10 protein-coding genes are annotated in these 13,787 nt (G+C 39.7%); 7 read left to right on the top strand and 3 right to left on the bottom strand.

The features are described 5' to 3' along the window. Window positions 1-6: 6 nt before the first annotated feature. Both MST17_RS10315 and MST17_RS10310 read left to right on the top strand, forming a co-directional pair. Complete coding sequence (locus MST17_RS10315) at window positions 7-600, top strand: O-methyltransferase (RefSeq protein ID WP_180027446.1); 594 nt, start codon at window positions 7-9, stop codon at window positions 598-600. A gap of 121 nt (window positions 601-721) precedes the next feature. Next, window positions 722-1,468, top strand: coding sequence for an IS5 family transposase (locus tag MST17_RS10310; RefSeq protein ID WP_026056797.1), 747 nt, complete (start codon window positions 722-724; stop codon window positions 1,466-1,468). 74 nt (window positions 1,469-1,542) lie between these two features. Here the strand turns inward: MST17_RS10310 and MST17_RS10305 are convergent, their stop codons facing one another. From MST17_RS10305 to ahpC, 3 genes are all read right to left on the bottom strand, one after another. Continuing rightward, window positions 1,543-1,749 (bottom strand): KTSC domain-containing protein, encoded by a 207-nt coding sequence (locus tag MST17_RS10305; RefSeq protein WP_078189026.1) that lies wholly within the window; start codon window positions 1,747-1,749, stop codon window positions 1,543-1,545. Window positions 1,750-1,968: 219 nt separating this feature from the next. After that, a complete protein-coding gene (locus MST17_RS10300; protein WP_180026926.1) occupies window positions 1,969-2,445 on the bottom strand; it encodes a hypothetical protein in 477 nt (158 codons plus the stop codon). 291 nt (window positions 2,446-2,736) lie between these two features. After that, on the bottom strand, window positions 2,737-3,300 hold the full coding sequence (ahpC, locus tag MST17_RS10295; protein WP_005097370.1) for an alkyl hydroperoxide reductase subunit C: 564 nt from the start codon (window positions 3,298-3,300) through the stop codon (window positions 2,737-2,739). A gap of 513 nt (window positions 3,301-3,813) precedes the next feature. On the opposite strand from ahpC, the gene MST17_RS10290 reads away from it, so the two are divergent. From MST17_RS10290 to MST17_RS10270, 5 genes are all read left to right on the top strand, one after another. Then, window positions 3,814-7,764: a DUF3418 domain-containing protein gene (locus tag MST17_RS10290; RefSeq protein WP_180026927.1), complete on the top strand. Its 3,951-nt coding sequence runs from the start codon at window positions 3,814-3,816 to the stop codon at window positions 7,762-7,764. Between the two features lie 30 nt (window positions 7,765-7,794). Then, complete coding sequence (locus tag MST17_RS10285; protein WP_180026928.1) at window positions 7,795-8,910, top strand: beta-ketoacyl-ACP synthase III; 1,116 nt, start codon at window positions 7,795-7,797, stop codon at window positions 8,908-8,910. Window positions 8,911-8,921: 11 nt separating this feature from the next. Beyond that, the gene (locus MST17_RS10280; protein ID WP_180026929.1) at window positions 8,922-9,689 is read left to right on the top strand and encodes a 1-acyl-sn-glycerol-3-phosphate acyltransferase; all 768 of its coding nucleotides are present in this window, start codon (window positions 8,922-8,924) and stop codon (window positions 9,687-9,689) included. Window positions 9,690-9,902: 213 nt separating this feature from the next. Then, entirely contained in the window at window positions 9,903-11,990 is a 2,088-nt protein-coding gene (locus MST17_RS10275; RefSeq protein ID WP_257224026.1) for a hypothetical protein, read from the top strand. A 24-nt stretch (window positions 11,991-12,014) separates the two neighbouring features. After that, entirely contained in the window at window positions 12,015-13,730 is a 1,716-nt protein-coding gene (locus MST17_RS10270) for an AAA family ATPase (RefSeq protein WP_180003112.1), read from the top strand. Window positions 13,731-13,787: the final 57 nt, after the last annotated feature.

Genomic DNA, 13,787 nt, shown 5'->3' with positions numbered 1-13,787 from the left:
AGAATCATGAGCATGGATGCAAATTTTAAAAACTATATGCAACAACTCTATGCAGACTTTAGTGCTCACGATGCTGCGCAAAATCACCGACTTGCGCGTTACCGAAATATTGAGCCTGAGTCTGCACTGTTTTTAGCTATGCAAATTCGCTTAAAACAAGCCAAACAGATCTTGGAAATTGGAACATCTACAGGCTATTCCACGCTGTGGTTGGCAGATGCTGCCCAGTCTACACAAGGGCGAGTCGAAACCATTGAAATTGATGCAGCGCGTATCGAACAAGCTAAACAGCATGCGGAAAATTTAGCTTTATCCGAATACATTGAATTTCATCATGGCGATGCGCTGCATTTTTTACAGCAGTTAAATCAGCGTTATGACTTCATTTTATTGGATGCAGAACGTGATGCGTATATCGCGTATTGGCCATATTTAGCTGAATTGATACAAGTTCAAAGTGGCGTGTTAATCGTGGATAATGTGCTGTCACATGCCAATGAGGTCGCTGAATTTATCCAACGTGTTGAAGCGGATGATCGTTTTATCAGTATGACATTAAATGTGGGCGCAGGGCTCTTTATGGTGACTTGGCGCAACTAAAAATCAGGGCATTCAGCCCTGATTTGATCGATTTTTTTTAATTAGGGTCTGTTGACATTTGTTGATTAAAAAAATAGCGAGATAGTAAAATTAAATCGCCAAACCCAATTTTACACTCGCTATGCCTCGAACAATGCTAAATGATCAACACTGGTCCAAGTTACTTGCTATTTTCCGTCACTTTAATATTTATCTCAAATTAAATTTACGGAATTTTATTGAAGCGATTTTATTTCGAATTAGAACAGGCTGTCCTTGGCGTGATTTACCTCAAGAGTTTGGTAAATCAAATTCTATTTTTAAGAAATATAATCGATGGTCTAAAAATAGTAAGTTTATGAATATTTTTAAATTATTCAGCCAGCATGCTGATAAAGAGTGGATTTTTATCGATGGGAGCCATGTACGAGCGCATCAACATTCAGCTGGTATTAAGAATCAAAGTATTTCCAAAAGTATTGGTGGTAATAGTTCAAAAATACATTTAGCAATCGATTCAAATGGTAATCCTATTGAATTTATTATTTCAGATGGAACTTCACATGATATTAAGGTTGCACCTGATCTTGTATCAAAATTAGATTTAACAGAGTCAGAAATGCTATGTGCAGATAAAGGCTATGATTCAGAAAGTTTCAGAAAGAAAATTAGAGAAAGTAATACGAAAGCAAACATTCCTCGAAGATCAAATGCCAAATCTAGCAATGATGATATGGACTGGTATATGTATAAAATCAGACATTTAGTTGAAAATGCATTTTGTAGATTAAAACAATTTAGAGGAATTGCCACAAGATACGATAAGCTAAAACGTAACTATCAAAGCGCTGTTGCTTTAGCTTGTATATTTATATGGTTGCCTCTTTAGCTCAATTTATCGGCTGTAAATGTCAACACACCCTAATAAAAATACTGTTGCTATAGCGCTAAACTTGTAGCGGTTTAACCCTGTAAGCTTACTCGTGAAAAATGTAGATCATATTCTAGATATTTGTGGACAAATGCCGTTTTATCACTACATCGAAGTAAATTATCATAAATAAAAGGTGAAACTGGATAAAAGAGATCCCCAGAACCATTCGCATAAAATATTTTTAAGTAACGTGAAGAAGAACTGTATTTCCAAGAAGTTACAACAGTTGTTGTCATAAGCCACCCCCTTATTGCGTTGTTATAGTCATACTGCAGTTAAAGGTTTATCTCTTTTGAAATTAAGACAAATTCGGGGCGTGGAGTATTGCAGAATTGTTAAAAAATAAAGTTTTATCTCACATTTTTTTTCATTTCTTTATCAACTAATTTGATAAAAATATTGCCAGTTCAAAGAAATGCCATAAGCGTTATTCTCCCATATTAGTGTAGGGCGGGTTAAAAACTACGGCATTGTTCTGATTTATTGCCTTTGACTTGGTTGTTACTGCCATTAATTGAAAAAGCATTTTCAAGACAAATCAAATTACCTGCGATTTCATTATTATTTAGCACAATATTGCCATTATTTTTCTTTAATTTGAGGTCGCCTGAAATTTGGTTATTGATGAGTTGGATGTTTTTCCCAGTTGTAAAATCGACATTGCCACTGATATTGTTATGATTGGCAATGATCTTGGTAAAATTTTTATTAGATTCAATATTGCCTTTGATGTGGTTGTCATGCAGTTCAACACTAGCGCCATTTTCTAAAATAACATTGCCATGAACAATTAAACCTTCAAGCTGACAATTTTTTTTGACTTTAATATCTTCACGAATACTTTGGTTTTTAATTTCACCTTCGCAGTTCACGGCAGCAAAAGTCGTAAACGAACATAAAATTAAACTGATCGAGACGAAATATTTTTTCATGGGCTTACATCTTCCTGAAATAAGCAATTGACCTAAAATTCAAGTTAAAAATACTGAAATACCGACAAAGATGTAAGTCTAAACTATCAGGTATGAGGCGCATTTTTATTATATTTGTGTAAGTGCTAAGTTGATGAATATCTATAGATAGATGGAAAGTGCTAGGGCGTTATAGCTGTATGAATAAAGTGTGAACTGCGTAGGGTGTATAGAGGTACATACTCGCAGATAATAGGCATAAAAAAACCACGCTAAAAGCGTGGTTTTTGAATCAGTTCAATCTAATACAGATTAGATTTTACCAACTAGGTCGATTGAAGGAGCAAGAGTTGCGTCGCCTTCTTTCCATTTAGCTGGGCAAACTTCGCCTGGGTGAGCGTGTACGTATTGAGCTGCTTTAACTTTACGAAGAAGTTCTTGAGCATCACGACCGATACCACCAGCGTTGATTTCAACGATTTGGATTTTACCTTCTGGATCGATAACGAAAGTACCACGATCAGCAAGACCGTCAGCTTCGATTAATACGTCAAAGTTTTTAGCAAGAGTCCAGTTCGCATCACCAACCATTACGTATTGGATTTTTTTGATTTCTTCTGAAGAATCGTGCCAAGCTTTGTGAGTGAAATGAGTGTCAGTAGAAACTGAGTAGATTTCAACACCTAGTTTTTGGAATTCTGCATAGTTGTCAGCAAGGTCACCAAGTTCAGTTGGGCAAACGAAAGTGAAGTCAGCTGGGTAGAAGAATACAACAGACCATTTACCTTTAAGATCAGCTTCAGTTACTTCGATGAATTGACCATTTTGGAATGCAGTAGCTTTAAACGGTTTAACTTCAGTATTAATTAAGCTCATCATTGTCTCCATGATTGAGGTTTGTTTTTGATTTCCAATAGGGTACAGAAATTTTTCTTATTGCTGAAATAGTATTTTTACATAACTAATATCGGAAAATCCGAATTAATAGTGATTTACTCATTTCCCAATAGACCAGTATTTCATCTCATTTAACCGCAGTTGTGTGAGGATTAAATGACAGGAACTACCCTAAACGCCCTACACAGACATGAAGCCACACCCCTTAAAATTCAAGGGTAAAATTTAAAAAAAGTGATTTAAATTTTTCTATTGTTGATTTAATCCATCTTTAGGCATGCCGATTCGCTCATCAGCGAAGCATTTCTTTTGTTCAATTAGGCGGATGAAGGGGGATATGGCGAATTCATCCTATTTTCAGATTTGAGATCTAAACCGCACCACGCCAGTCGCGCCAGATAAATTCACTTCGGGTTTTCAATTGTTGCATTGGGAAATGCGATGAAACCGAGTAGAATATCGGGTTTCATGTAGTTGTAAGGCGTATTCTTGGTGGCGAAAGATTTAAATGTAGATCAGATGGTGATGGCTCGTGATGTTCACCGTTTAAATCGATTGCGTAAGGGAAAAGACGCCAACGAAAAGCAGCATAAAGAACTGTTTGAAAAGTCGAATGCGAAAGTCCGCGAACGGATTGCCCGCATCCCAAATATTAAATTAAATCAAGACTTACCTGTTACGCAGTATGCAGACAAACTGATCGATGCGATTCAAAAGCATCAAGTGATTATTGTGGCAGGTGAAACCGGTTCGGGTAAAACCACACAGTTGCCTCAAATTGCCATGCTTGCAGGTCGTGGTTTAACGGGTTTGATTGGCCATACTCAACCCCGTCGACTAGCAGCGCGTAGTGTTTCGCAACGTATTGCAGAAGAAGTGGGCGAAAAGCTGGGGGAGTCGATCTCCTTTAAAGTTCGTTTCAATGAACAAGGTTCACAAGATTCCATCGTTCGGTTAATGACCGATGGTATTTTATTGGCTGAACTGGCCAATGACCGATTCTTAAATAAATATGACACGATTATTATCGATGAAGCACATGAACGTTCGCTGAATATCGACTTCATCATGGGCTATCTCAAACAGCTCTTGCCTCGTCGTAAAGATCTCAAAGTCATTATTACTTCAGCAACTTTAGACGTAAATCGATTCTCGAATTACTTTAATGGGGCACCTATTTTTGAGGTCGAAGGTCGAAGCTTCCCTGTAGAATTGCGTTATCGTCCGATTTCAGAGCTGAGCATTGTCGGTAGTGATGATGATGAATTTGACGATTTTGAAGAAAATTTACCTCGTGCCGTGGTTTCAGCTGTAGAAGAATGTTTTCAAGATGCGCAGGAAAAAGGTCATCCTGAACATGCCGACATTTTGATTTTTGCCAGCACTGAACAAGAAATTCGTGAGTTACAGGAAACACTGCAAAAGTTTGGGCCAAGACATACCGAAGTTTTACCTTTATATGCTCGATTGGCTTTGGCAGAACAGCAAAAGATCTTTAATCCATCAGGCGGTGGGCGACGTATTATTATTGCCACCAACGTGGCAGAAACGGCTTTAACCGTACCGAATATTCGCTACGTAATTGATAGTGGCTTTGCACGGATATCCCGTTATAACTATCGCTCACGTGTACAGCGTCTACCGATTGAGGCTGTATCACAGGCGGCAGCAAATCAGCGTAAAGGTCGTTGTGGTCGTATCGCGCCGGGTGTGTGTATTCGACTATATTCAGAAGAAGACTTTATGAGTCGTCCTGAATTTACCGAGCCTGAGATTAAACGAACCAACTTGGCCTCGGTTATTTTGCAAATGCAAAGTTTGGGCTTTGGTGAATTAGAAGACTTTGATTTTATTGAGCCGCCAGATCATCGTTTGGTGAATGATGGTCGTAAGCTTTTGATTGAGCTTGGGGCGATGGTTGAGAAAGGGAAAGCCCCTCTTTCGCAAAGAGGGGTTGGGGGAGATTCTATTGAAAGTAATCCCCCTAAATCCCCCTTTACAAAAGGGGGGCTTCCTCCGGCGAAGGGTGGTGGTTTAACCAAAATTGGTCAGCAAATGGCAAAAATGCCGATTGACCCACGTCTTGCACGGATGATTTTGGGTGGAGCGCATTTTGGCGTATTAAATGAAGTCTTAATTATTGTCGCTGCTTTAGCGGTACAAGATCCACGTGAACGTCCTGCGGATAAACAAATGCAGGCCGATCAGAAACATGCTTTGTTCCGTGAAGCTGACTCGGATTTCTTGTTCTATATCAAATTATGGGAAGCTCTAGTCGCAAATCGTGACATGAGTGAAAATAAGCGTCGAACTTTTGCACGCAACCATTTCCTGAGTTGGTTACGCCTCCGTGAGTGGAAAAAAACCCATGAGCAATTGGTGGATTTGGCTCAGGGCTTAAAACTGTCCTTTAATGAAAAGAAGGCCAATTATGAAAATCTGCACCGTGCGTTATTAACGGGTTTACTTTCATTTATTGCCAACAAAACCGATGAACGTAATGTGTTCATGGCGGTGCGTCAGCAAAAGGCACGCATTTTCCCTGCATCAACTTTGCATAAAACCAATACACCTTGGGTCATGGCTTTTGAGATGGTGGAAACCTCTCAGGTATATCTTCGTACATTGGCGAAAATTGAACCTGAATGGATTTTATTGGCTGCAGGCGATTTATTGAAGCATCATTATTTTGAGCCGCATTGGTCGAAAAAATCTGGTGTAGTCAATGCCTATGATCAAATTTCTTTGTTTGGTTTGATTATTGAGCCACGTCGTCAGATTAATTATGAAAAAGTGGATCATCCGGCGGCGCATGAAATTTTCCTACGCGATGCGTTGACGACGGGACATTTGGGTATTACGCCACCGTTCGTAAAACACAATTTATTAAAACTCGAAGAAGTTGAGCGTGTTGAAGATAAACTGCGTCGTCGTGATTTAGTAGTGGATGAGGAAACCATCTACCAATTTTATGCTGCAAAAGTGCCTGAAGAGGTGGCAAGTCGTCGTAGTTTTGAAGACTGGCGTGCAACGGTAGAACCACAAAATCCACGGTATTTATTTATCGATGATGATGCGCTTTGGATGAATGACCGTCCAACGACCCAGCAATTTCCAGACTACCTACGAAATGGTGAACTGCGTTTGGCTGCAAGTTATCGTTTTGACCCAAGTCATGATGAAGATGGTGCAACGGTCAAAATTCCAGTTCAAGCTTTGCCGCAAGTGGATGAAAATATTTGGTCATGGGGTATACCTGGTTGGCGACAAGACCTGATTGAAGCCTTGCTTAAAGCATTGCCTAAGGATAAACGCCGTCACTTGGTGCCAATACCAGATACAGCGCGTAAATTGATGGATCGTGTCGATGCCGTGCATTTGCGCGAGCATATTTTTAGTTTCTTGGCGTTCCAACTACGTGGTGAGCAAATCACAGATAAGGACTTTTCTTGGGAGCGCGTTGAGCAATATCTGCTGCCTTTAATCAAAGTCATTGATGAAAAAGGCCGTGTGATTGAGCAAGGTCGTGACCTAGATGAACTCAAAGCACGCTGTCGTACGGAAACTCATAGCCCAGTCAAACAGTTAAAAGGTGAGTTTAAAACCTTCCCTGATAATTTTGTGTTCGAAGCATCACAAAAAGTCACGGGTGTGGTGGTAAAACAATACCAAGCGCTTGTTCCAGTCAAAGGCTTTGCGGAGTTGGATGCCAAAGATGAATCGGGTGTGGTGATTCAGACCTTCAATGACCAATTTGAAGCAGTCAAACAACATCGCGAAGGGATCATTCGTTTGGTTCATATGCAGTTGGGGGATTTAGTTCGTCAGTTGAAAAAACAGATTTCTAAACCCTTGGCATTGGCTTATTCACCGCTAGGTGACAAAGCCAAACTAGAGCAAATGTTAGTTTATGCCACACTTCAGCTTGCAATAAATGAGCTACCTGTCAATATGCAGGAGTACCAAAACCTGATTTTAAATGTAAAGAAATCTTTCTTGACCCATGGGCAACAAGCGTTAGCTGTTTTAACTGAAACCTATATTCAATGGCAGGATATACGTCGGAAATTATTGGTTTTAGATGATTCTGTGTTTGGAAAGAATATTGATGACATTGAAGATCAGCTCGATTTGATGCAACTTTCAGATTTTGTTTATGGCAAAACTTCCGATGTGTGGCTCGAATTTCCAAGATATTTGAAGGCATTAGTCTTGCGTTTAGACCGCTTGCCAAATAACCTACAAAGGGACAATTCTGCCATTGATCAAGTTGACCCATGGATGGAAAAATTATTTAAGTTTAAAAATGACACTCGCCTTAAAGAATTGTATTTCATGGTTGAGGAGTTACGCATCTCTATTTTCTCTCAACCAATGAAGACCAAGATGCCAATTTCTCCATCCCGCTTGCAAAAAGTATGGGATAAGCTCGGAATCAGTTAAGATATAGGTAATTTCTAAAAGGAGTTTTACATGGGCATCCGCATTACGGGTACAGGTCTTTATCATCCAGAAGACGTAATTACTAACGAAGAGTTAGTTGAAGCTTTAAATGCTTATGTGGAACAGTACAACAGCGACAATGCTGAAAAAATTGAAGCCGGTGAGCTAGAAGCGCGCCGTGGTTCAAGTGCAGAATTTATCGAAAAAGCGTCTGGCGTGAAAGCACGTTATGTTGCTGAAAAAAGCGGTATTTTAGATCCAAAACGTTTACGCCCAGTGCTACATGAACGTCCAAATGATGAAATTTCGCTACAAGCGGAATGGGGTGTTGCTGCGGCTAAACAAGCGATGGAAAATGCAGGCGTGACTGCAGAAGACATCGATGTTGTGATCTTGTCATGCTCTAACATTCAACGTGCATATCCAGCCGTTTCAATTGAAATTCAAACTGCTTTGGGTATTCAGGGTTATGCCTATGACATGAACGTTGCATGTTCAGCTGCAACTTTTGGTATCAAGCAAGCCTATGACGCGATCAAATCAGGCGCTCGTCGCGTGTTATTGGTAAACGTTGAGATCACATCTGGTCATACAGATTTCCGTATGCGTGACTGCCACTTCATCTTTGGTGACGTTGCAACGGCTTCGATCATTGAAGAAACTGAAACCAAAGCTGGTTTTGAAGTGTTGGATATTGACCTGTTTACTCAGTTCTCAAACAACATTCGTAACAACTTCGGTTACTTAAATATGAGTGAAGTCGATGCTGACATCGACAACAACCGTTTCCGTCAAGACGGTCGTAAAGTATTTAAAGAAGTGTGTCCATTAGTGGCGAAAATGATCACTAAGCAATTGGATGACAACAAAATTGCGGCAACAGATGTAAAACGCTTCTGGTTACACCAAGCGAATGCCAGCATGAATGAATTGATTCTGAAACTGGTTGTGGGTAAAGAACACGCTCAGCCAGACCTTGTGCCAATCATTCTTGATGAATTTGCCAATACTTCATCAGCAGGTGTCATTATTGCTTTGCACCGTACAGCAAATGAAGTAAACCATGGCGAATACGGTGTGCTTTGCTCATTTGGTGCAGGCTACTCAGTAGGTTCTGTACTTGTTCAAAAACATGATGCCGCCTAAGGTCGGCACATTTGCAGGTTGAACATGATGCAAAATGGATAAAGCGTTTAAGCGCTTTATCCCGCATGTATTTCACGCCAACATTTTTAGGCGCTGAATACATCGATGCATCTAAACCTGCAATGTATGTAGGGAATCACACAATTTACGGTGTACTCGATTCACCGGTGATTATTGATTATCTCTACAATGAACATAAAGTGGCTGTGGTCAGTATTGCTGATCATAGCCATTTTTATTTGCCCGGTTGGCGTGGCATGGTCAAAAAGTTCGGTGCAGTCCAAGGTATTCAGGACTATGTCAGAACAGTGATGCAACAAGGTTATTCCATTTTGGTTTTTCCTGGTGGCGGTCGAGAGGTATTGAAGCGAAAAGGAGAAGCCTATCAACTGATCTGGAAGCAACGTTATGGCTTTTTAAAACTGGCGCAAGAATTTAATTATGACATCGTGCCTTTTGCTGCTTTAGGTGGGGATGAAGTCTTTGAACTGGGTTTTGATGCCAGTGTGATTGTTGAACATCGTTGGTTTAAACAACTATTAAAAATACAAAAGCTCGATAAATTATTACGTCATGGTGATGTGATTCCGTCTTTACCCAAACGTATTATTCCTAAGCGCATTCCGTTCTATTTTCAATTTTTACCTCGTCAAAGTTTGAGTCATATTCAGAGTGTGGAGGATTTAAAGCTCTATCGAGAGGTTCTACAACAAGATATTTACACTGCGATAGAACAGCTTAAAAAAATCCGTGCAGAACAACATTCTACAGATCAATAATAGTGACTACTCTGAAACTTTATCTATTTTTTATCCGTCACAGCTCAAAATCATGGTGAATTTTGTCACAACAATAGCCTTTAGATTATTTTATTTAACGCCTTCGTATTGACCTTTTGTACAGCTATCTGGCCGATTAATGGCAGTAGTCGGAGCATTAAACTTTGACTATAGTGAAGGTTGAAAAATAATCAACGATCGTTAGGGCGGAAGATGGAACAGAACAGCTTGACCCCGCAGCTTGAGCATATTGCTCGGCAACTTATTCGAATATCACCAAGTTTAAAGCAGTTGTATCAAGAGCAAATGGAGTTTGCTACGGCACTCAATTCACAAAATATATTTAAAATTGAACAAGAGCAGCACCGCATTCAACTATGTAATGGACTATGGACCTTACAGCTACAAAGTCGTGAATCAATTGGCTATCAGTTTCCTAGAAATCCGTTTAGACTCATCAAAATTGCTGAATTGCATTCGACAGCGCCTTGTATTGAGGCAATAGAAGATTTCTTATTTCATGAATTGTATTTTTTTACTGGGGACTTAAAGCCGCAACATTCACTCTTGCTCAGAGAAAAAGCACAGCAATTTAGACAATTGATCTTACAGTCGATTTTTCAACATCTAAATGGGCCAGCGCGTGTTCAGCAGTTTTTAGCACAGATGACAGCAGTTGAAGCGCAAATTTTTGATCAGTTGATGCAAGAGCAGCAGATTTATCAGACACCACTATTACAAGCGTATATTGAATGCCAGATCAGTCTACCACATTGGTTGATGCAAAAGATTGAGCAGATGTTTGCGCTCAACTCACTTACAGAAGCTGAAATATTGCCGATACAACTGTTAATGGATAGTTTGGACGAGATTTGTTTTGCTACGGCACAATTTTTAGATCCGACGATTTATCGGATCATGAGTTTGAGTTATGAAGATCGGTTCAATTTACAAGAATTAAATGAACATATAGAAGATATTATTTTGTTGCTCGACCATGCATATGAGCGTCCCAATTTACTAGGCTTTATTCGTATGATGCATCGGGATGTTTGGGCAGAACAGGACATATTAAGCCATAGCAATTTTGTGCAAGCCACAGCAATTTGGCAAAAAAAATGTGGAAAACTCCCTTTACTCGATAACAATCGTGCAGTGCGATGGATGTTCAAACAGTCAGCCGAAGTGTTGGATTGGCTGAGTCGTAATTTCCAACACAGTAATGTACGAGTGGCTGTGACAGCATTGAGTTTTGTCGATACGCAGCATATTCATCCCTCGTTGATTCTTGCGACCTTACAACATTTTCAATTTATTGCAGCGCGTTTATTTATTCAAAATTGCCATGCGATTGCGCATGAACATGGCTGGTTTAATCATGAAAAAAATCTGCAATTTGTTTTGCAGCGAAAATATCAGCAGCATGATGATCACCGGGTGGTGATCAGCCCATCGATTTTGTATTTAGATGAGTGGTTGATCTTAATGCGACAGGTGTTAGGCGCGGAGGATCAGGCCATAAAAAAAGTCTATCTACCTTTGAGCCGTATTATGCAGGCCTATCTGCAACATTTAGTACGTTGTACGCAGCATTTACCGCAGGCTTTGATGGATTATATCCGTCCAGAAACCCAAGAAAATCGCCAGTTTTTAAGTATGTTACGACAGCATAAAATTCAACTGCAGGATTTTCGAAATTTATTTTATTTAAAGCATGCTAATTTAAGAGTATCTGTATTTGATGCCTATGTGCGTGATTATGTCAGTGCGACTTATTCTACAGGTCATACAGTCCCAAAAAATATTACCTGGAATGGAGTCTTTCATCAGGCGGTACATTGGCATGCCAAGCAACAAAAGCAGGAAGTGTTAACTCAATTAAAGCGTGAATTTGCGACAACGGTCTGGCAGCCGTTTACAACTGACGACAAAATATATTTTCAAGAGTGGGTCTTTGAAGAATTAAAAACTATCGATCGAATTATTGATGAATCTATTCAATTTAAACATTGTTTGGCATTAAGTTATAGCGCCAGTATCATTGCAAGAGTATATGTAGCTTTTCATATGTACCATCCCATTTTGCATGTATCGATGACTTTGGGCTGTCATGTGCAAAACCACATTTTGGTTTTTGATCAACTTGAGTATTCAAATAATACCCAAGCAGAAATAGAAAAAGTAAATATCGCCAAAGAATTTTTAAATAGGTTCAATAGCTTAAAGTTAGATTGGCGAAATACGGATTTAGTAAACTGTGTTGTGCGCTTAACTTTTGAGTCAAAAATCGTTAGGCTATAGCCGTTCTTTTACGGTATAGGTCTTATGAAACAAGAAACTGCACTCAAGCTGCTCAAAGCAGGCGAAAATGTGTTTTTAACAGGTTCGGCTGGTGCAGGTAAAACTTATACTTTAAATCAGTACATCAATTATCTAAAAGCGCGCAAAGTGCCGGTGGCAATTACGGCTTCTACAGGGATTGCTGCAACCCATATGAATGGCATGACAATTCATACATGGGCAGGGATTGGGATTAAAGATGCGATTTCCGAAGATGAGTTAAAGCGCTTAAAAGAACGTAAATATTTAAAAGAGCATTTGGAAAATGCCCAAGTTTTAATCATCGATGAAATTTCGATGTTGCATGCCAAGCAATTAAACTTGGTGAATAAAGTTTTAAAATTTTTTAAAGACAGTGAAGATGCTTTTGGGGGGATTCAAGTCATTGTTGCAGGTGACTTCTTCCAGTTACCCCCTGTGGGACGCAAAGGTGAATTAAACCGTGACAAGTTTTGCTTTATGTCTGAGGCATGGGTAGAAGCGAAGTTTCGCGTGTGTTATTTGACCGAACAACATCGTCAGGGTAATGACTATCTCAATGATATTCTAAATGCGATTCGTGCTCAGCAAATTACGGGCGATCATTTGCATGCTTTAAGGCAGACAAGTTCACAAAATATAGGTGAAACCTTTACGCGCTTGTATACCCATAATATGGATGTAGATAGTATTAACTATAAACATCTAAATGAAATTGAACAGGAATCTCGCCAGTTTGATGCTCAATGCGATGGTAATGACAAACTGATTGAAACCTTAAAATCTTCAGTGCGTGCGCCGGAAACTTTGACCTTAAAGAAAAATGCCAAAGTGATGTTTGTAAAAAACAACTTTGACGTGGGCTATATCAATGGCAGCCTCGGTGAAGTGATAGGTTTTGAAGAAGATGATGAATATGGCATCTTGCCTAAAGTAAAACTCACTGATGGCACGACCTTGGTGGTAGAACCTGAAACATGGTCTGTCGATAATGATGATGGTAAAACCATTGCCAGTTTCCAACAAATTCCACTGCGTTTGGCTTGGGCGATCACCATTCACAAATCTCAAGGGATGACCCTGGCAGCGGCTGAAATTAACTTGACGCATACTTTTGAGAAAGGTCAGGGTTATGTGGCATTGTCGCGTTTAAAAACATTAGATGGTTTGCGTTTACTTGGTTTTAATGAACAAGCCTTAGAACTCGACAGTTTGGCCATTAAAGCTGATCGACGCTTTCAGGAACTCTCTGATGAAGCGGAAACCAATTTTGCAGAGGCTGATTTAACCGTACAACATAAAGCCTTTATTCGTCATTGTGGTGGAACGCTGAATGAAGTGGAAATCGAGCGCAATGAAAAGAAAATAGCCAAAACTGGTGCAAAACAAAGCTTTGCCACAGCGACTTTAGATCAAACTCGGGAGTTGTTTGAGGAAGGTTATGAAATTCAGGATATTGCTGTGGAGCGTGGTTTAACACCAGCTACGATTATTAACCATTTGGCTCGTCTGCAAAAAGAGCAAGGTTTAGATATCTCGGTGGCACATCCGGGAGAAGACGTGGTTGAGCAGGTGCGTAAAATCTATAAACGTTTGGCGAAACGACAAGACCCAGCACATTATAATGATGACGGCACGGTTAAGTTGCGTCCAATTGTGGAGTTAACCAGTCCACGCATGGGATATGACCAAGTTCGTTTGGCTTTATTATTTGTGGAATAATGGATATATGGTGCATACGAAAAATACTGATGAATAAAGTGTGGTTAATATCGTTCA

The sequence above is a fragment of the Acinetobacter sp. YH16056_T genome, from assembly GCF_024605895.1.
In the GTDB taxonomy this organism is placed as follows: domain Bacteria; phylum Pseudomonadota; class Gammaproteobacteria; order Pseudomonadales; family Moraxellaceae; genus Acinetobacter; species Acinetobacter amyesii.
The sequence above is the reverse complement of the archived record's forward strand: the minus strand, read 5'-3'. Positions and strand labels throughout refer to the sequence as shown.

What these genes read in the sequence shown, in the direction of transcription:
- MST17_RS10315 (WP_180027446.1), top strand. Translation starts at nt 7, where the DNA reads ATGAGCATGGATGCAAATTTTAAAAACTATATGCAACAACTCTATGCA.
- MST17_RS10310 (WP_026056797.1), top strand. Translation starts at nt 722, where the DNA reads ATGCCTCGAACAATGCTAAATGATCAACACTGGTCCAAGTTACTTGCT.
- MST17_RS10305 (WP_078189026.1), bottom strand. Translation starts at nt 1,749, where the DNA reads ATGACAACAACTGTTGTAACTTCTTGGAAATACAGTTCTTCTTCACGT.
- MST17_RS10300 (WP_180026926.1), bottom strand. Translation starts at nt 2,445, where the DNA reads ATGAAAAAATATTTCGTCTCGATCAGTTTAATTTTATGTTCGTTTACG.
- ahpC (WP_005097370.1), bottom strand. Translation starts at nt 3,300, where the DNA reads ATGAGCTTAATTAATACTGAAGTTAAACCGTTTAAAGCTACTGCATTC.
- MST17_RS10285 (WP_180026928.1), top strand. Translation starts at nt 7,795, where the DNA reads ATGGGCATCCGCATTACGGGTACAGGTCTTTATCATCCAGAAGACGTA.
- MST17_RS10275 (WP_257224026.1), top strand. Translation starts at nt 9,903, where the DNA reads ATGGAACAGAACAGCTTGACCCCGCAGCTTGAGCATATTGCTCGGCAA.
- MST17_RS10270 (WP_180003112.1), top strand. Translation starts at nt 12,015, where the DNA reads ATGAAACAAGAAACTGCACTCAAGCTGCTCAAAGCAGGCGAAAATGTG.